The 19,127-nt window shown below is 59.0% G+C and carries 19 protein-coding genes; 2 read left to right on the forward strand and 17 right to left on the reverse strand.

The genetic code is table 11. The features are described from left to right. Window positions 1–13 precede the first annotated feature (13 nt). The 7 genes from thiO to LOY55_RS26195 are packed head-to-tail and all read right to left on the reverse strand — an operon-like array spanning window position 14 to window position 6,762. Entirely contained in the window at window positions 14–1,114 is a 1,101-nt protein-coding gene (thiO, locus tag LOY55_RS26165) for a glycine oxidase ThiO (protein WP_223522731.1), read from the reverse strand. A 56-nt stretch (window positions 1,115–1,170) separates the two neighbouring features. Continuing rightward, a complete protein-coding gene (locus LOY55_RS26170; RefSeq protein ID WP_223522730.1) occupies window positions 1,171–1,572 on the reverse strand; it encodes a type IV pilin protein in 402 nt (133 codons plus the stop codon). Between the two features lie 14 nt (window positions 1,573–1,586). Further along, window positions 1,587–4,679, reverse strand: a complete 3,093-nt coding sequence (locus LOY55_RS26175) for a pilus assembly protein (protein ID WP_223522729.1) — start codon at window positions 4,677–4,679, stop codon at window positions 1,587–1,589. Then, window positions 4,666–5,136: a PilX N-terminal domain-containing pilus assembly protein gene (locus LOY55_RS26180; protein ID WP_109786295.1), complete on the reverse strand. Its 471-nt coding sequence runs from the start codon at window positions 5,134–5,136 to the stop codon at window positions 4,666–4,668. The genes LOY55_RS26175 and LOY55_RS26180 overlap by 14 nt, the downstream gene beginning before the upstream one ends. Continuing rightward, window positions 5,133–5,846 carry a PilW family protein gene (locus LOY55_RS26185; RefSeq protein ID WP_258667092.1) on the reverse strand — a complete coding sequence of 238 codons (714 nt, stop codon included), beginning with the start codon at window positions 5,844–5,846 and terminating at the stop codon, window positions 5,133–5,135. Before LOY55_RS26185 ends, LOY55_RS26180 begins: the two co-directional genes overlap by 4 nt. Further along, window positions 5,843–6,292 (reverse strand): type IV pilus modification protein PilV, encoded by a 450-nt coding sequence (pilV, locus tag LOY55_RS26190; RefSeq protein ID WP_046028543.1) that lies wholly within the window; start codon window positions 6,290–6,292, stop codon window positions 5,843–5,845. Before pilV ends, LOY55_RS26185 begins: the two co-directional genes overlap by 4 nt. Then, a complete protein-coding gene (locus LOY55_RS26195; RefSeq protein ID WP_223522726.1) occupies window positions 6,289–6,762 on the reverse strand; it encodes a GspH/FimT family pseudopilin in 474 nt (157 codons plus the stop codon). Before LOY55_RS26195 ends, pilV begins: the two co-directional genes overlap by 4 nt. A 130-nt stretch (window positions 6,763–6,892) precedes the next feature. On the opposite strand from LOY55_RS26195, the gene LOY55_RS26200 reads away from it, so the two are divergent. Next, window positions 6,893–7,450, forward strand: coding sequence for a GspH/FimT family pseudopilin (locus LOY55_RS26200; protein ID WP_109786298.1), 558 nt, complete (start codon window positions 6,893–6,895; stop codon window positions 7,448–7,450). Here LOY55_RS26200 and ispH read toward each other — a convergent pair. The 6 genes from ispH to murJ form a co-directional block, all read right to left on the reverse strand. Next, window positions 7,419–8,366, reverse strand: a complete 948-nt coding sequence (gene ispH, locus LOY55_RS26205; RefSeq protein WP_046028548.1) for a 4-hydroxy-3-methylbut-2-enyl diphosphate reductase — start codon at window positions 8,364–8,366, stop codon at window positions 7,419–7,421. The genes LOY55_RS26200 and ispH overlap by 32 nt on opposite strands. 149 nt (window positions 8,367–8,515) lie before the next feature. Then, the gene (gene fkpB / locus LOY55_RS26210; RefSeq protein ID WP_175649033.1) at window positions 8,516–8,953 is read right to left on the reverse strand and encodes an FKBP-type peptidyl-prolyl cis-trans isomerase; all 438 of its coding nucleotides are present in this window, start codon (window positions 8,951–8,953) and stop codon (window positions 8,516–8,518) included. A gap of 7 nt (window positions 8,954–8,960) precedes the next feature. After that, entirely contained in the window at window positions 8,961–9,473 is a 513-nt protein-coding gene (gene lspA / locus LOY55_RS26215; protein ID WP_046028552.1) for a signal peptidase II, read from the reverse strand. Continuing rightward, the gene (gene ileS / locus LOY55_RS26220; RefSeq protein ID WP_046028553.1) at window positions 9,466–12,297 is read right to left on the reverse strand and encodes an isoleucine--tRNA ligase; all 2,832 of its coding nucleotides are present in this window, start codon (window positions 12,295–12,297) and stop codon (window positions 9,466–9,468) included. Before ileS ends, lspA begins: the two co-directional genes overlap by 8 nt. Beyond that, a complete protein-coding gene (gene ribF / locus LOY55_RS26225; RefSeq protein WP_046028554.1) occupies window positions 12,298–13,248 on the reverse strand; it encodes a bifunctional riboflavin kinase/FAD synthetase in 951 nt (316 codons plus the stop codon). 128 nt (window positions 13,249–13,376) lie between these two features. Beyond that, entirely contained in the window at window positions 13,377–14,915 is a 1,539-nt protein-coding gene (gene murJ / locus LOY55_RS26230) for a murein biosynthesis integral membrane protein MurJ (RefSeq protein ID WP_046028555.1), read from the reverse strand. A 252-nt stretch (window positions 14,916–15,167) separates the two neighbouring features. Between murJ and rpsT the strand changes: the two genes are divergently transcribed. Beyond that, complete coding sequence (gene rpsT / locus LOY55_RS26235) at window positions 15,168–15,446, forward strand: 30S ribosomal protein S20 (protein ID WP_007942340.1); 279 nt, start codon at window positions 15,168–15,170, stop codon at window positions 15,444–15,446. A gap of 183 nt (window positions 15,447–15,629) precedes the next feature. Here rpsT and LOY55_RS26240 read toward each other — a convergent pair whose 3' ends face one another. From LOY55_RS26240 to rpmA, 4 genes are all read right to left on the reverse strand, one after another. Continuing rightward, window positions 15,630–16,094: a CreA family protein gene (locus LOY55_RS26240; RefSeq protein ID WP_046028557.1), complete on the reverse strand. Its 465-nt coding sequence runs from the start codon at window positions 16,092–16,094 to the stop codon at window positions 15,630–15,632. Window positions 16,095–16,106: 12 nt separating this feature from the next. After that, window positions 16,107–17,225 (reverse strand): glutamate 5-kinase, encoded by a 1,119-nt coding sequence (gene proB, locus LOY55_RS26245; protein ID WP_109634973.1) that lies wholly within the window; start codon window positions 17,223–17,225, stop codon window positions 16,107–16,109. Window positions 17,226–17,426: 201 nt separating this feature from the next. Further along, window positions 17,427–18,650 (reverse strand): Obg family GTPase CgtA, encoded by a 1,224-nt coding sequence (cgtA, locus tag LOY55_RS26250; RefSeq protein ID WP_027924200.1) that lies wholly within the window; start codon window positions 18,648–18,650, stop codon window positions 17,427–17,429. A gap of 194 nt (window positions 18,651–18,844) precedes the next feature. Further along, on the reverse strand, window positions 18,845–19,120 hold the full coding sequence (rpmA, locus tag LOY55_RS26255; protein WP_007943982.1) for a 50S ribosomal protein L27: 276 nt from the start codon (window positions 19,118–19,120) through the stop codon (window positions 18,845–18,847). Between the last annotated feature and the right edge of the window lie 7 nt (window positions 19,121–19,127).

Below are 19,127 nucleotides of genomic sequence, written 5' to 3' on the forward strand. Positions count from 1 at the left end.
TCATCGGCCGCGATTAAATCCGCCCGATGGGAGCATAGGGCTCAGGATCAATGATCGGCTTGCGATCCAGCATCACATCGGCCAACAACTGACACGACGCCGGCGCCAGCACCAGGCCATTGCGGTAATGCCCACAATTGAGCCAGAGCCCATCGAACCCTGGCACCCGACCGATGTAGGGAATGCCTTCAGGCGAGCCTGGCCGTAATCCGGCCCAATGCCCTACGATCTCAGCGTCCGCCAGCGCAGGAATCAACTCGACTGCTGACGCTTTCAGGCTTTCCAATGCAGCCTCTGTCGGCGTCTTGTCGTAGCCTTCATGCTCCAGCGTGCTGCCGATCAAGATATGACCGTCGCGCCGGGGAATGGCATAGCGCCCCTTGGCCAGCACCATGCTCGGCAGGAAATCCGCCGCGCACTTGTAGAGAATCATCTGCCCTTTCACCGGCTCGACCGGCAGCACCAGCCCAAGACTTTTCAGCAGATCACCACTCCAGGCACCTGCCGTCAGGACCACCTGATCACCGCGAATCGCGCCCGCCGAACTCTGCACTCCGACGACTTTATCGCCGTCACGGATAAACCCGCTGACTTCGCACTGTTCATGAATCGTCACATTCGGCAGTGCCTGCAATGCAGCCTTCAACGACTTCACCAGCCTCGGATTGCGCACATTGGCCACATCGGCCATATGGATTGCCCGCGAAAAACCTGCGCCCATCACCGGCACCGCGTCGTGCACGGCCGAGATATCCACAGCACGCAGCGGACGATTCTCGCGCCTGGCCCACGCCAGTGCCTCGGCCTCATCATCCAGATCGAGCCAGTACAGGCCGGTGGTATGAACTTCAGGATCAACACCCGTCGCGGCGAACAGTCGCTCACCAAGCTGTGGATAAAAATCCTGTGACCAATGCGCCAACGCCGTGACCGCCGGGCTGTAGCGCCACGGGTACAGCGGCGAAACAATCCCGCCCCCCGCCCATGAAGACTCCTGCCCGACGTTCGAGCGATCCAGCAGCACGACACTGTGCACTTCGGACGCGAGATTGAACGCCGTCAGCAGCCCAATCACGCCGCCGCCGACAATCACCACTTGCTTTTGCCTGGTCATGTTCAGATCCAACCGTTAAATAGACAGAGGGCGCAAAAGACACCCGAAAGAAGATTTCAACGCCCCCAGCAATCCTTGGTGGTCAAACCGGCTGTCGCGCTGACCATGCTCCTGACACCGGTATTGGTGAGGGTGAAATCCCCGCACTTGTCGGTTGCCATGCTGGTACCAGCCTTGCGCACCGCTGTCAGCAGGAAAGTCTGATCGGCAAGGGTCGGGGTGATGGTGTAGTAGTCGTTTCCAGCGCTCAGGCCGGTCGCATTGGTGTAGACATTGTTCTTGGAGTAGAACCGTTCAAGGATCTGCGCCTGTTCGGATAGCAGCCCGGCGACTTCGCTGCGCCGGCCCTTCTTCAGGTACTCGGTAATGCTCGGGGCGGCGATGGTCATGACGATGCCGATGATCGCAATCACGATCATGATTTCGATCAGGGTGAAACCTCGGTTGGATCTACGCATGCCTCAATTCTCACTTACTGTATTTGGCGCCACATGATGCGACGGCTGCCGCCGCCGGATTTTTCCACCAGCGTGGTGATACCGCCACTGGAATCGTTCACGATTTTACGGGTTGCTCCGTTGACGATGGCGTTCAGGGTCGGAATGCCACCGGTAAAAATCACCCCGCTCGACACCGCATCGGTGCTGTCTACCACGCCGTCGCCATTGGTATCGAGAACCGCATAGTTGAGCATCTTACCGCTGAATGCCTCCAGCTCGACCAGTTTGCCGGTACCGAAACTGGCGCACGGGTCCGTGGTATCGACACCTGCCGTGGTGAAAATGATTCGTCCCAGCACCAGGCTTGCCTGATTGAGCACCCGTTCGCCGAGCAGCGCGTTGTTGTACACCAATGGCAAATACCAGCCTTTCTCCGCCGGGTAAGTTACGTCGTTCTGAGTGGTGGTGATGAATTGACCGGTGCTGCCCGAGAACACCCCCGTCACCGCCTGGGCCTGCAAACTGGAGACAGTGATTTGACCCGATCCTCCGTCCGCATCCCACACCGCATAAAACGCCTGCAGATCCTTGTTGGTCTTGTCGGCGGTCTCGTTGAACTTTCCGGTACCAAAAAACACCTCCTTGCCGCCCAGTGAATTGTCCGCCAGCAATGGCTGCGCCGTGATGGGCTGAGTGGAGCCGCCCGCAGTGGTAAACAGCGGCTTACCTGAAAAGGCCACGCCCCAGCTATCGGGCGCCGTGGCACTCAGATCGAATTTCCACAGCCGCCCCTTCAAGTCTCCGCCATAAGCGGCCTGTACCACGTTCTGCGAGTTGACCCGGAGTTTCACCGAAGACAGGCCATTGTTGGTTTCGCTGCTGTCGACCACGACTTTCCTGATCAGCGAACCGTCACGAACATCCACCACGTACAGCGCCGCGACTCCGGAGTTGCTGCCGTAGCCGTTGGAAATAAACGCCGCCCATCGACCATCGGCCAAGCGTGCCACCTCCGGCCGCGCATAGGCATAACCCAGATCATTGAAAACGTTCGCCGTACTGGCTATGGCAGGCGCAGTCATTTCCCACAGCGCTTTAAAGACGTTCCCCGCCGCTGCATCGAACAATTGCAGGGCATAAAAGGTTTTGCCGCCCGCCCCGGTGCCGCCGATGGCCAGGGTTTTCCAGGCGCCGCCGAGCTGGGCGTCGAACACGCCGACCTGACCGTCGACCAGAAACTTGTGGCTCACGCCGTTGATATAAGTCGGATCGGCGATGTAACGCAGCGATGGCAAAACGCTGGAAGGCATGTAGGCATAACGCCGGGCACCGGTGGCCGAGTTGATGACATTCACAAAGCCGTCGTTGGCGTTCACCACCAAGCTGGAATTCATGGTGGCGGCCTTGGTGTTCAGGTAAGTGCTGTAAGTGGTGTCCCCGGCCAGATCGGAGGCGGTTTTTTCCGTCGGGGACGCCAGCACCAGAGGTGAGTTGATGATGTCTCCGAGCAATACGCTGCGTACCTTCAGCCCGGTTTTGTTGATGCCTTTGCTCCACTCGACCAGATCATTGCCGGTGATGCCGGTGGGCAAGCCTTGATTCAACGACGTCTGCTGCGCCGGGGAAAAGCTGCTGTAGGTCAGCGTGACGGCAGCGTTGTTCAGGGTGTTCCAGGATTGGTAGGTGGGAGCCGTGGCACCCGGGACGATGGTCGTGTCAGTTGTCCACAGCACGGCCGAAGTATTCACCGCGCCCGCCGAATTAAAACCGAAGGACTTGACGGTGCCGCGCCAGTCTTTCGGGTCATAACTGGTCTGGAAGTAGCTCGAACCACTGGCCAGGGTCGTGCCACTGGAGACACCACTACCGCCGGAACCGGCCTTGGAGGTGATGTCGCTCAATGCCGACGACAAGGCGCTGTTGAGCCCTGTGCTATCGGTCGCCTGATAGTACTTGCCCTGCCCATAACCGGCCGCGTCCGACAACATCTGATTCGCGGCGGTAAAACCTACGGTGTAGGTATTCATGTTCTGCTTCGGGAAATCCACGGCGTTCCAGCTCTTGCCCGCCGCGTCGGTGCCGGTGGAGCGCATGTCGATGTCAAAAGCGAACTTGGCGATGTCGTCGAGGTAAAGGGTGTCCCCTTCGCGATCACCTTCGGGGTTGTTGCCATCGTTGTTCACGCCATCCCAGTTCGGCAGTGAAGTTTTTGCCAAGGGGTCGTTGGCCGGAAAGGTCCGATCAAATGTCGGCAGGCCATCGGTGATGACTACGCCGTAGTTTTTCTGGCAGCGGTACTGGATCGGGCTGGTGTAAGTGGTGGGCGTCGAGTTGTAGTAAGGCGCCAGCCCCCGGAAATACCGGGTGACTTCGTAATAGGTTTCCGCCAATGGCGTGTTGGCCACGGCACTCAAACCATTGATGGAGGCGATCAGGTTGTTGTAATTGGTATCGGCCTGAGACTGCGTGACGCTGCCGCTCACTACCGACAGGTCGCTGACCGACCGGGCGATGAAACCACCATTGCCAGAGTTGTTGTTATTGGCCGGATTGAAGGTCGCCAGGCCCATGCGCAATCCGCGGTTGCTGCTCACCAGGGCTGTGGACACATTTCGCGCCACGTTCATGCGGTAATCGTTGGGAATCGAGCCTGTGGTGAAGTCGCGGTTGCTGCCGTTGGCCAGCCCCACCAGATAAGACAGGTAATCGTCGGAGTACCGAGTATTTTCATTACCGACCGGGTCGGGCAACTTCAGGCACAGCGGCGCCACGCTGTTGTTGTAAAACGCGTAGCCGCCACCGGAACATCCGGACTGCGGCAGGCTGGAAAGGAAGATTGAATCACCGACGATATCGCTCCCGTTCGAACACAGCCCGGCGAAATAATTGCACTGCCTGGCGGGGGTCCGTCCAGTGACCGTGGGATCGAACCCGGCGGCATAAATGATGCTGTTCATGCTGCCCGAATCGTCGATCAACAACATCACGTTCGGCGCGACTGCCGCGGCGCTTAACAGCGGTGAATCCGAAGGCGTGAAGGCGTAGACCGGGGCTGATAGATACAACCCGAACACTGCGCCACACAGCAGCCGCCAAACCCTGGCAAGCCTTTCAGTACTTCGCATAAATACTCTCCACGACGCTGCGCGAGTTGCCCGCGATGCCGACGGCGGTCACCCGGTAAAGCGTCGCGGAGGTATTGCTCGGCACATTGACGGCGGTGAGCGTGGTGCCAATGTTTTGCACCCCGTAAAAACCACTGCCGGAAGCGACCCACGTCACCCCGGAGCTGGAGTTGAGACCGGCGGCAGTGATGACCGTGGCCTCGGGCGGCGGTGCGCACTGGCTGCAAACCGGCAGAGAATAGGTGTCGAGTTGCACTGCACTTTCACCCACGCGCAACGCCGCTTCGGCGCCCTGGAACGACTGGTTGCGCAAACTCACGCTGCCGGCCATTTTCTCCTGCAGGGTGGCGTTCTGCATCGAAGAAAGGCCGATCAGCGTCAGCAATAGCAGAAACACCAGGCTGACCAGCAGCGCCATGCCGCGCTGAGCGTAAGACGTCATGGCAGCGGCCCTCATGGCAAGCGGTTGCGCAAGGCGGCAACCACGCTGAAGGTTTGATTGCGCACCCGGTTGTTCGGGTCAGTGAGGGTCAGGCTCAGCCGCACGCTGCGAATGCGTGCCGGATCCGACGGATTACTGCTGTAACTGGAGGCCGCGACATCGGCGGCCGAACTGGCGAGGCCAAAGCTCACGTTAAACGCACTTACGTTGTTCACCAGCACGAACTGGGTTGGCGTGCCGGCGCCGGTCCCCATCAGGATCTGGTTATTGCTGAAGCTGTAGACCCATCGCCGTATCGGAAACGCCAGAAACCCCGTCGCAGGTGTCCGCACGCCTGTGTACGCGGTCGCCGAGTTTCGGCAGTCAGACACCACTGTCCAGGTCGGCACTGCGCCCGTGCCGCCGACATCCGCCGTCACCAGGGTCAGCTTGAGGCTCGCGTTATCCCAATTGATGGGGGTTATCTGACTCGCGTTGAAATCACCTGCCGAAGTGGCGTCAGTGATGGCGCCCAGACAGCCGAACATGCCGACCATACGGATTTCCTGAATCATTTTGCTCAACACAAAACGCGCGTCCTCCTGCATGCCGGCGGAGACGTTCTGGCTGACGTAGGTATTTTTCGCTGCGATGAAAATCTGCGCCACACCCAGTACCACGATCAGGCTCAATGCCAGCGCGATCAGCAACTCGATCAGGCCGAACCCTCGGCTGCAGCGGCTCATGGCGTGGAAACCGGGTCGACGGTGGCGCGACTGGTCAGCACGAAACTGCGGCGCGAGTTGGCGGAATTGGCGGCGCGCGAGTCATCCCAATTGATGGTGATGGTGTAGACCCGCTGGTTCAGTGCCACGCTGCCGGTAGCCGTCGGGCCGCCGAAATTGATGATGTTGGTGGTGAAATCGTAGAGGTCCTGGTCCCGCGCGACACTCAGGTTGCCCGAGGTCGGTGGCGCGACCGTGTAATCGGCAGCGGCGTTGGCGCGGATGCGATCCATCATGTCGTAGGCGATAAAACTGGCCTGACTCGTCATCCGTGAACTGTCGGTGTACTTCAGCGCATTGAGCTGAATCGCCGCAGCCCCCAGTAGCCCCACTGTCAGTATCAACAACGCAACCAAGACTTCGATCAGCGTCATGCCCTCCTGTGCACGCTTGCTCCATACCCTCATCCGCAACTTCCACCCAATAGAATTCGTCCGTTCAAACACACGTTCAGCGTCCTGCTTTGCGTCCCCAGTACATAGTTGATGACCACGGCGGTGGACGGCGTCGACAAACCGCCCAGATTGTTGAAGTCCAGAGCGGTCACACCTGAGGTTAGCGTCAGAGTGGCGCCACTGCTCATCGCTGGAACAACCCGCAATACATTGGCCGGCGTGCCGGTACCGTCATAAACCGTCAACTCACCGGTCCATACGCTACCGCCGGCCGTTGGACGAACCCGGGTGGTGATGCCTCGGTCGATGGCCTCCAGTCGGGCGAAATTGAGTCCCCGTTGAAGGTCGCCGACCTCAGTGTCGGCCCTCGTGGTTTGTACCGAACGGGTAAACGCGGGCACGGCCAGGGTCACCAGGATCAGAAACACCGCGAGCGTGACCAACAACTCGATCAGCGTGAAACCTTTTGTACGATGATCCATCGATGCCCTCCGTTGCCGTCGGCTATACCTGCCTCTACACGCTAGAACATTCGACCGGCGCAGGCAGGTTGTTTGGCTATGACTCGCGCAAGGAATGCGCGGTACACAACGCTCCAGGGAGGGAAATGCCATGCATCAACAGGGCTTCAGCCTGATCGAACTGTTTATGGGACTGGCAATTGCCGCAATTGTTCTGCTGTTGGTCAGTCCGGCGTTCGCATCACTCACTGAATCGAACCACCGGGAGCAGGCAGCACAGGCGCTGGCCAGCGGTCTACGCAACGCGAGGACAATCGCCATCACACGCCACCAGACCGTTATAGTTCATGGGATCAACGGGGACTGGGGACAAGGCTGGCGGATCATTCTGGACATCAGTGGCAAAGGGCCGGAGGACAGCAGCAATCCGCTGCTGGTTGAGCGCGAGAGTGGCGCTCGGGTGCCGATTGTCGGCAATTGGCCGGTCAGGCAATACGTTCGATTCAATGGGGCAGGCGAACCACAGATGCCCGGGCGGGCCTTTCAAGCGGGGACATTGCACGTTTGTGCAGCCCGCGAACCGGTCAGCCAGCTCCAGGTGGTGCTGGCGGCTACAGGTCGCATCAGCCTGCGCAGCGTTAAGGCTGAGCAGGCGCTATGTCCGGGAGGGAAGCGTTTTAAAGCACCGAACGCACGCGCAGCTCTTTAGGCATGGAGAACGTGATGTTCTCTTCACGACCTGCCAGCTCATCGGCACCGGTCGCACCCCAGGCCTGCAATTGCTGGATCACACCACGCACCAATACTTCAGGAGCAGAGGCACCAGCGGTAATGCCGATACGCTCGACACCGTCAAACCAGCTCTTTTGCAGGTCTTCAGCGCCGTCGATCAGGTAAGCCGGAGTGGCCATGCGCTCGGCCAGTTCACGCAAGCGATTGGAGTTGGAACTGTTCGGGCTACCGACCACCAGCACCACGTCGCACTCGTCAGCCAGTTGCTTCACGGCGTCCTGACGGTTTTGCGTGGCGTAGCAGATGTCATCCTTGCGCGGACCACCGATCGCCGGGAAGCGCGCACGCAACGCGTCGATCACGCGGCTGGTGTCGTCCATGGACAGGGTGGTCTGGGTCACGAAGGCGAGTTTTTCAGGGTTGTGCACTTGCAACGCGGCGACGTCTTTCTCGTCTTCGACCAGGTAAATCGCGCCGCCATTGCTGCCATCGTACTGGCCCATGGTCCCTTCGACTTCCGGATGACCGGCGTGGCCGATGAGGATGCATTCACGGCCATCACGGCTGTATCGCGCAACTTCGATGTGCACTTTGGTCACCAGCGGACAGGTCGCATCGAATACTTTCAATCCACGACCCGAAGCCTCGGTACGCACGGCCTGGGAAACGCCGTGGGCACTGAAGATCACAATGACGTCGTCCGGCACCTGATCCAGCTCTTCGACAAAGATCGCCCCACGAGCACGCAGGTCTTCGACGACAAATTTGTTGTGAACCACTTCGTGGCGCACGTAGATCGGCGGCCCGAACACTTCCAGGGCGCGGTTGACGATTTCGATTGCGCGGTCCACGCCGGCGCAGAAGCCACGGGGGTTGGCGAGTTTGATTTGCATGCTGTGCCTCGTGTCTTGCGCGCAAGAAATTAAAACATTGTAGGAGCTGAGCTTGCTCGCGAAAGCGGTGTGTCAGTCAACATTGATGCTGAATGTGGTGACGCCTTCGCGAGCAAGCTCTGCTCCTACAGGTGACCGTGTTCGGTCAGTTACAACGATCTGACGCTGATGATTTCTACGTCAAACGTCAATGTCTTACCGGCCAGCGGGTGGTTGAAGTCGATGGTCACTTGCTCGTCATCGAATTCCTGCACCACGCCGGGTAACTCAGTATTCGCCGCATCGTTGAAGATCACCAGCAAACCCGGCGACAGGTCCATGTCCTTGAACTGCGAACGCGGAATGATCTGTACGTTCTGCGGGTTTGGCTGGCCGAAAGCGTTTTCCGGCGCAATCGTCAGCGTGCGCTTGTCGCCAGCCTTGAAGCCGAACAGTGCCGCTTCGAAACCTGGCAACAGGTTGCCGTCGCCGACCTTGAAGGTCGCCGGGGCTTTGTCGAAGGTGCTGTCGACGGTATCGCCATTCTCCAGGCGCAGTGCAAAGTGCAAGGTGACTTCCGTGTTCTGGCGGATGCGTTGTTCAGCCAATACCTGTTCAGTCATGAACGGCTTCTCCGGTCTTTTTACTTTTGAACATATCCAGTGCCAGCATCACGGCACCGACAGTAATAGCGCTGTCGGCAAAGTTGAACGCCGGGAAATACCAGCGGTTCTGCCAGTGCACCAGGATGAAATCGATCACATGACCCAAGGCAATGCGGTCGTACAGGTTGCCCAGCGCACCACCCAAAACCAGGGCCAGCGCAATCGCCAGCCAGGTTTCATTGCGCCCCAGACGCTTGAGCCACACCACCAGCACCGCACTGACCACCACTGCGATCAGGGCAAACAACCAGCGCTGCCAACCCGAGCTGTCGGCCAGAAAGCTGAACGCGGCACCGGTGTTGTAGGCCAGGGTCCAGCTGAAATAATCGGGGATCACCACGATTTGCTGGTACATGGTGAGCGAGCTTTCGAAGTGGAACTTGCTGGCCTGGTCGATGACCAGGACCAGCAAACTCAACCAGAGCCAGCCCAGCCGCCCAAAGCGGCCAACGGCATTAGGCATAGTGACGGACCTCGCCATCGCCGCTGATGTTGTCGACACAACGACCGCAGATTTCCGGATGCTCCGGGTTCACGCCGACGTCTTCACGGCAGTGCCAGCAACGGGCGCACTTGGCGTGGCTCGACTTGACCACTTGCAGCTTCAAGCCGCTGACTTCGGTGACTACCGCGTCCCCTGGTGCCTTGATAAACGGCGCAACGGTGGCGGTCGAAGTAATCAATACGAAGCGCAATTCGTTGCTCAACTTGGCCAGGTCGGCGCTCAGCGCTTCTTCGGCGAACAGCGTCACTTCGGCTTGCAGGTTGCCACCGACGGCCTTGGCCGCGCGCTGGATTTCCATTTCCTTGTTGACTGCAACCTTCACTTCCATGATGCGATCCCAGTAGGCGCGACCCAGCTCGAAGCCTTCCGGCAACTCGGTCAAACCTTCGTACCAGGTGTTGAGCATCACGGATTCGTTACGCTCGCCCGGCAGGTATTCCCACAGTTCGTCAGCGGTGAAGGCGAGGATCGGTGCGATCCAGCGCACCAGCGCTTCGGAGATGTGATACAGCGCGGTTTGCGCCGAACGGCGAGCCTTGCTGTTGGCGCCAGTGGTGTACTGACGGTCCTTGATGATGTCGAGGTAGAAACCGCCCAGCTCCTGCACGCAGAAGTTGTGGATCTTGGAGTAGACGTTCCAGAAGCGATATTCGCCATAGTGCTCTTGCAACTCGCGTTGCAGCAGCAAGGTGCGGTCCACGGCCCAACGGTCCAGCGCGAGCATTTCTTCAGCGGGCAGGATGTCGGTGGCCGGGTTGAAACCGGTCAGGTTGGAGAGCAGGAAGCGCGCGGTGTTACGGATACGCCGGTAGGCGTCCGCGCTGCGTTGCAGAATCTGCTCGGAAACCGCCATTTCACCGGAGTAGTCGGTGGAAGCCACCCACAGACGCATGATGTCGGCGCCCAGGGTGTCGTTGACCTTTTGCGGCGCGATCACGTTGCCCAGCGATTTGGACATCTTGCGGCCGGACTCATCGACGGTGAAGCCGTGGGTCAACAGCTCGCGGTACGGCGCGTGGTTGTCGATGGCGCAACCGGTCAGCAGGGACGAGTGGAACCAGCCACGGTGTTGGTCCGAGCCTTCCAAATACAGGTCGGCACGTGGACCAGTTTCGTGGCCCATCGGGTGCGAACCGCGCAGAACGTGCCAATGCGTGGTGCCCGAATCGAACCAGACGTCCAGGGTGTCGCTGATCTTGTCGTACTGCGGCGCTTCGTCACCGAGCAACTCGGCGGCGTCCATCTTGAACCAGGCTTCGATGCCTTCGACTTCGACGCGCTTGGCGACTTCTTCCATCAGCTCGGCGGTACGTGGGTGCAGCTCGCCGCTTTCCTTGTTCAGGAAGAACGGGATCGGCACGCCCCAGTTGCGCTGACGGGAAATGCACCAGTCCGGACGATTGGCGATCATTGAATGCAGGCGCGCCTGGCCCCAGGCCGGAACAAACTTGGTGTCTTCGATGGCTTTGATCGCCCGCTTGCGCAGGGTCTCGCCGGTCGCAGGCTCTTTGTCCATGCCGATGAACCACTGCGCGGTGGCGCGGTAGATCAACGGGGTCTTGTGACGCCAGCAGTGCATGTAGCTGTGTTCGATGATGGTGGTGTGCAGCAGCGCACCGACTTCAGTCAGTTTGTCGACGATGGCCGGGTTGGCTTTCCAGATGAACTGGCCGCCGAAAAACTCCAGCGAGGTCGCGTAAACACCGTTGCTCTGCACCGGATTGAGGATGTCGTCGTTGACCATGCCGTACTTCTTGCAGGTCACGAAGTCGTCCACGCCGTACGCTGGCGCGGAGTGAACCACACCGGTGCCGGCGCCCAGTTCAACGTATTCGGCCAGGTAAACTGGCGACAAACGGTCGTAGAACGGGTGACGGAAATTGATCAGTTCCAGCTCTTTGCCGGTGGTGGTCGCGATGACCGAGCCTTGCAGGCTGTAACGGGCCAGGCACGACTCGACCAGCTCTTCAGCCAGCACCAGCAGTTTGTCGCCGACGTCGACCAGGGCGTAATTGAACTCTGGATGAACGTTCAGCGCCTGGTTGGCCGGGATGGTCCATGGGGTGGTGGTCCAGATCACGATCGAAGCCGGTTTGGCCAGCGACGGCAGGCCGAACGCGGCAGCCAGCTCAGCTTCGTCGGCAATCGGGAAGGCCACGTCGATGGTCGAGGATTTCTTGTTCTCGTACTCGACTTCCGCTTCGGCCAGGGCCGAACCGCAGTCAAAGCACCAGTTCACAGGCTTGAGGCCCTTGAACACGAAGCCGCCCTTGACGATTTCTGCCAGGGCACGGATTTCACCGGCTTCGTTCTTGAAGTCCATGGTCTTGTACGGGTTGGCGAAGTCGCCCAACACGCCCAGACGGATGAATTCGGATTTCTGGCCTTCGATCTGCTCGGTGGCGTAGGCACGGCACAGTTCGCGGGTTTTGTCCGCGCCCAGGTTCTTGCCGTGGGTCACTTCGACTTTATGCTCGATCGGCAGACCGTGGCAGTCCCAGCCCGGCACATAAGGTGCGTCGAAACCCGACAGGGTCTTCGAGCGAATGATCATGTCCTTGAGAATCTTGTTCAGCGCATGACCGATGTGAATCGTGCCGTTGGCGTACGGAGGACCGTCGTGCAGGACGAACTTCGGACGATCCTTGCCAATTTCGCGCAACTTACCGTACAGGCCAATACTGTCCCAACGCTGCAGAATCTGCGGTTCGCGCTGTGGCAGGCCGGCCTTCATTGGGAAGGCGGTGTCCGGAAGGTTTAGCGTGGCTTTATAGTCGGTCATTTAAGGCTCTTCATTAGCGATTGGCGCTAGGTGCGACAGGGCACGGGCGGCGGCGACATCCGCATTGATCGCCGTCTTAAGCGCCTCCAGAGAGGCGAAACGCTGCTCTTCACGCAGCTTGTGGTGGAAGACCACCGTCAAACGCCGGTCATACAGATCGCCGGCAAAATCTAAAAGATGCACTTCGAGGTGGGCCTTGCCATCACCTTGAACCGTTGGCCGCACGCCGATATTGGCGACACCTGGCCAGGTCTTGCCGTCGATGTCGACGTTGACCAGGTAAACCCCGGAAAGCGGAACGCGACGGCGCTTGAGTTGTATGTTGGCCGTGGGCGTTCCCAACTGGCGCGCCAGCTTCTGGCCGTGCAGCACCCGCCCGGTAATCTGGAACGGCCGCCCGAGCAGTCGCTCGGCCAAGGCAAAATCAGCTGCGGCCAGGGCATTACGGACCTGGGTGCTGCTGACGCGAATGCCGTCCAGCTCGACGGTTTGCGCCGCTTCGACGGTAAAGCCCTGAACACTGCCGGCTTGTTGCAGGAAATCGAAGTCCCCTACCCGGTCACAGCCGAACCGGAAGTCGTCGCCGACTTCCAGGTGCTGGACGCCAAGGCCGTCCACCAGAATGGTATCAACGAATTCACTGGCGCTGAGCTTGCTCAGCCGCTGATTGAAGGCCAGGCACAGGACGCGGTCGACACCTTCGTCGGCCAGCAGCTGCAGTTTGTCCCGCAGCCGGGCCAGACGGGCCGGAGCCGTGTCCGGGGCGAAGAATTCTCGCGGCTGCGGCTCAAAAATCACCACGCAGCTGGGCACGCCCAACTCGAGCGCGCGCTCACGCAGCCTTGCCAGGATAGCCTGGTGACCACGGTGAACACCGTCAAAGTTGCCAATAGTGGCGACACAGCCCCGATGCTGGGGGCGCAGATTGTGGAGGCCTCGAACCAGCTGCATAACGCGCTTCTTGCTCATAAAGTGGTCGATTATAACCACACCCGGCGGCCGACGACAGGCAACACCGTAACCAAAGTGATCGAGCCGACAAAACTGCCGGCTCGCCCGTGTTTATCGAGGTCGCGACCTCAGCTCAGCGCCTTGCGATTGAAGTCGCGCAAACGGAAGCCCATCAGAAGCAACATCCCGAAATAGCTAACGATGCCGGCCGCGACCAAAGCGCCCAGGCGCAGGAACCGCTCAAGCATATGCCCTTGATCCCACGCTGGCATGAAATGCATGCCGAGCAACAACACGGCAGACATCACCAGCACGGCAATCACCAGCTTGAAGCCGAACTTCGCCCAGCCCGGCTGCGGTTGGTACATCTGCTGCTTGCGCAGTTGATAAAACAACAAACTCGCGTTGATACACGCACCCGCGCTGATGGCGAGGGCCAAGCCGGCGTGGGCCAGAGGACCTATCAGCATCAGGTTGAACAGCTGTGTGACCACCAGGGTGAAAATTGCGATTTTTACCGGCGTGCGGATGTTTTGTTGCGCATAAAACCCCGGTGCCAGCACCTTAATCACGATAATTCCGAGCAATCCGACCGAGTAGGCGATCAGCGCCCGTTGCGTCATGGACGCATCGAAAGCGCTGAACTGCCCGTATTGGAACAGGGAAACGGTCAGCGGCTCGGCAAGAATTCCCAACGCCAGGGAACACGGCAACACCAGTACGAAGCACAGGCGCAGGCCCCAGTCGAGAATGCGCGAATACTCGTGACGGTCCTTGCTGGCGTAGGTTTTGGCCAGGGTCGGCAGCAAAATCGTGCCCAACGCCACACCCAAAACGCCGGACGGCAACTCCATCAAGCGGTCGGCGTAATACATCCAGGACACGGAACCGGCCACCAGGAACGACGCGAAAATAGTGTTGATGATCAGCGAAATCTGGCTGACCGATACGCCGAGAATCGCGGGCAGCATTTGTTTCATGACCCGCCAGACGCCACTGTCACGCAGGTTCAGGCGTGGCAATACCAGCAAACCGATTTTTTTCAGGTGCGGCAGTTGATAGAGCAATTGCGCCAGACCACCCACCAGAACTGCCCACCCCAGCGCCATGACCGGCGGATCGAAGTACGGGGTCAGGAACACTGAAAAGACGATCATGCTGACGTTGAGCAGCGTCGGCACGAAGGCCGGCACCGAAAAACGGTTGTAGGTATTGAGGATCGCCCCGGCCAGGGACGAAAGGGAAATCAACAGGATGTAGGGAAAAGTCACCCGCAACAGGCTGGTCGTCAGCTCGAATTTTTCCGGTGTATCGGTAAAACCCGGCGCGGTCGCCCAGATCACCCAGGGCGCAGCCAGCATGCCCAACGCCGTGACCAGCGCCAGCACCAGCGTCAGCAGGCCCGACACGTAGGCAATGAACGTTCGCGTCGCCTCCTCACCTTGCTGGCTTTTGTATTCGGCCAGAATCGGCACGAATGCCTGGGAAAAAGCCCCCTCGGCGAAGATCCGCCGCAGCAGGTTGGGCAGTTTGAAGGCGATAAAGAAGGCGTCTGTCGCCATCCCGGCACCAAATATACGTGCGATGAGCGTGTCACGAACGAACCCCAAAACCCGGGAAATCATCGTGATAGAGCTGACGGCGGCCAACGATTTGAGCAGATTCATTGAAAGAGTTTGTGCCTGTCGATAAACAGCAGGCGAACAAAGCGCCTACTTATGCGATACTCCGCGCCGCAACAGCACAGAGCCAAAGCTCGCGAGTTTACAGGTCAAGCGCCGGAAATAAATATCCCGCCTCTTTACACCTACCACTTAGCGGAACGTCTCAACCGCCCTTGACAAGACATCAACTCATCGGCATGATTCGCGGCCTATTTTGTTTGCTATTTCCTAAAAAGTCTTTCGAGGAGCTCGACGGTGGCCAACACACCTTCCGCCAAAAAACGTGCAAAACAGGCTGAGAAGCGTCGCAGCCACAACGCCAGCCTGCGTTCCATGGTTCGTACCTACATCAAGAATGTAGTTAAGGCCATCGACGCAAAAGACGCTGCTAAAGCTCAAGCTGCTTACGTTCTGGCCGTGCCAGTTATCGACCGTATGGCCGATAAAGGCATCATCCACAAGAACAAGGCTGCTCGTCATAAGAGCCGCCTGAACGGTCACGTCAAGGCTCTGAACCTTGCTGTTGCCGCATAAGCGATAAGCTTGTTGAAAAACCGACCTCAGGGTCGGTTTTTTATTGCCTGCGATTTGGCAGACACAACACAAAAAAGCAGGAGTGAGCCTGCTCGCGATAGCGGTGCAACATTCAACACTGATGTCGACTGTTACACCGCTATCGCGAGCAGGCTCACTCCCACTATTTGGGTCTTCGCTAGCTTACTGAGCGTGCGCCCAGGGCAGAATTGGAATCGCCGTCACCGCGTTCTGGGGGCTACCCTCGATCAAACGATCGCTATAAACCAGATACACCAGCGTATTGCGCTTCTTGTCGAGGAAACGCACCACCTGCATGGTCTTGAACACCAGCGATGTGCGCTCCTTGAACACCTCATCACCATCTTTCAGCTCACCCTTGAAGCTGATGGGCCCGACCTGACGGCAAGCGATAGACGCCTCCGCACGGTCTTCAGCCAAACCCAGACCACCCTTCACGCCGCCGGTCTTGGCGCGCGAGAGGTAGCAGGTCACGCCTTCAACCTTGGGGTCATCAAACGCCTCGACGACGATGCGGTCGTTCGGGCCGACGAATTTGAACACCGTCGACACCTGGCCAATTTCCTCAGCCGAAGCCAGCAGCGGGATTGCCAGCAGCAGCCCCAATAATCCTTTTGCCACGCGCATTCAGATATTCCTTCAGACCAGAATCAGGTTATCGCGGTGAACCAGTTCCGGCTCAGCCATATAACCCAACAGACCGACAATCGCCTCAGACGACTGACCGATAATTTTTTGTGCCTCCAAGGCACTGTAATTGGCCAGGCCGCGAGCAATTTCACGACCGTCCGGCGCCACGCACACCACCATTTCGCCACGGCGGAAGCTGCCTTGCACCAGCTTCACGCCCACCGGCAGCAAACTTTTATTGCCCTGGGACAGCGCCGTCACGGCACCCGCATCCAACACCAGCGTGCCGCGGGTCTGCAAATGTCCGGCCAGCCACTGCTTGCGCGCCGCCAGCATGCCGCGCTCAGGCGATAGCAAGGTGCCGATGCGCTCGCCCGCCTTCAAGCGATCCAGCACGCGCTCAATGCGCCCGCCGACGATGATGGTATGCGCCCCGGAGCGAGCCGCCAGACGCGCAGCACGCAGCTTGGTTTGCATGCCGCCACGCCCCAACGCGCCGCCGGTACCGCCAGCCACCGCGTCCAGCGCCGGATCATCGGCGCGCGCCTCGTAAATCAGGTTGGCATCAGGGTTGTTGCGCGGGTCAGCATCGAACATGCCATCGCGATCCGTAAGGATCACCAGCAAGTCGGCCTCGACCAGGTTGGCAACCAGCGCAGCCAGTGTGTCGTTGTCGCCAAAACGGATTTCGTCCGTCACCACGGTGTCGTTTTCGTTGATCACCGGGATCACCTTCAACTCCACCAACGCACGCAAGGTGCTGCGGGCATTCAGGTAGCGCTTGCGATCAGACAAGTCATCGTGCGTCAGGAGAATCTGCGCGGTATGCCGGCCATGCTCGGCAAAGCTCGACTCCCAAGCCTGCACCAACCCCATCTGACCGATGGCAGCGGCAGCCTGCAATTCATGCATCGCACTGGGTCGTACGCTCCAGCCCAAGCGGCTCATGCCGGCAGCCACAGCCCCGGAAGACACCAACACCAGTTCGACGCCAGCCTCATGCAACGCCACCATCTGCTCGACCCAGACACCCATTGCCGCGCGATCCAGGCCTTTGCCGTCCGCCGTCAGCAAAGCGCTGCCGATCTTCACGACCCAACGCTGCGCACCTGTCACCTTGCTCCGCATCATCTTCAACCTTAGCTTGAGGACAGCGCGACCTGGCACTGCCCGTGACGTTATTCGTGGCTATTCGTGACCAACTACCGATTTCCAGATACTAAAACGCCGCTCAATTGAGCGGCGCTTAGAGAGCCGGTCTGCCAGCGATGATAACACCGCGATCAGACAGATAAACCGCCATCGCGGGCAAGCCCGGCTCCTACCGAATCAGTCACGCACGTAAATGATTTCCGGACCGTCTTCGTCATCCACATCTTCTTCATCCCAATCATCGTCGCCGATGTCATGGACCGACTTCACGCCGCTACGACGCAGGGCACGCTGGTCATCCAGGGCCTGCAGTTGAGCACGCGCTTCGTCTTCGATGCGCTGATCGAGCTCAGCCAACTCTTCCTTGTAGGCCGGGTCGGCAGCCAGGCGATCAGCACGGTCTTCCATATAACGCATGATGTCGTGACACAGACGCTCAGTGCCCAGCTTGGAGATGGCCGAGATCACGTAAACCGGACCGGTCCACTCCAGGCGATCAACGATTTCCTTGACGCGAGCATCGTGCTCTTCTTCAAGGATCTGGTCGCACTTGTTCAGCACCAGCCAGCGATCACGCTCAGCCAGGGACGGACTGAACTTGGTCAACTCGCTGACGATTACTTCAGCAGCATCCGGCGCACTGGTGTCATCCAGTGGCGCCATGTCCACGAGGTGCAGCAGCAAACGGGTACGCGACAAGTGCTTGAGGAAACGAATCCCCAGGCCGGCGCCATCGGAAGCACCTTCGATCAGCCCCGGAATGTCCGCAACCACGAAGCTCTTCCAGCGATCGACGCTGACCACACCCAGGTTCGGCACCAACGTGGTGAACGGGTAGTCGGCGACTTTCGGCTTGGCGGCCGATACCGAGCGGATAAAGGTACTTTTACCGGCATTCGGCAAGCCCAGCAGACCGACGTCAGCCAGTACTTTCATTTCCAGCTTGAGATCACGCGCCTCACCCGGCTTACCCGGAGTGGTCTGACGCGGAGCGCGGTTGGTACTGGATTTGAAACGGGTGTTACCCAGACCGTGCCAGCCACCGTGAGCCACCAGCAGCTTCTGACCAGCCTTGGTCAGGTCGCCGATCACTTCTTGAGTGGCCGCATCGATGACAGTGGTGCCAACCGGTACGCGCAGCACCAGCTCTTCACCTTTTTTGCCAGTGCAGTCGGTGCTACCACCGTTGGAACCGCGCTCGGCATCGAAGTGACGGGTGTAACGGTAGTCGACCAGGGTGTTGAGGTTTTCGTCGGCGATCATGTAGACCGAGCCGCCATCACCACCATCACCGCCGTTCGGGCCGCCGTTTTCAATGAATTTTTCGCGACGGAAGCTCATGCAACCGTTACCGCCGTCACCAGCCTTTACTCGAATCGATACTTCATCAACAAACTTCATAACAAAACGCCTCTCGCCATACGGACGAGCCGAAAAAATCTAGACATAAGACTCTTGCAAAAATGAGCGCAGCGACCTCATTCAACGACCGCAAAAACCTGCGCTGGAGCCCATCACAAACAGCTTTGCAAGAGACTCACCCCACAAACGAAAAAGCCCCGTCGCAAGACAGGGCTTTTCCAGCAACCACGTAATTATGCCGCGACGACGTCAGTCTTCGGGACAATGCTTACGTAACGGCGGTTGAAAGCGCCTTTTACTTCAAACTTGATCACGCCGTCGATTTTCGCGAACAGAGTGTGATCTTTACCCATGCCAACACCGTAACCGGCGTGGAATTGGGTGCCGCGCTGACGCACGATGATGTTGCCCGGAATGATAACCTGGCCGCCATACATCTTCACGCCAAGGCGTTTGGCTTCTGAGTCGCGACCGTTACGGGTACTACCACCAGCTTTTTTGTGTGCCATGAGTCAA

Source organism: Pseudomonas sp. B21-040 (assembly GCF_024748695.1).
Classification (GTDB): Bacteria; Pseudomonadota; Gammaproteobacteria; order Pseudomonadales; family Pseudomonadaceae; genus Aquipseudomonas.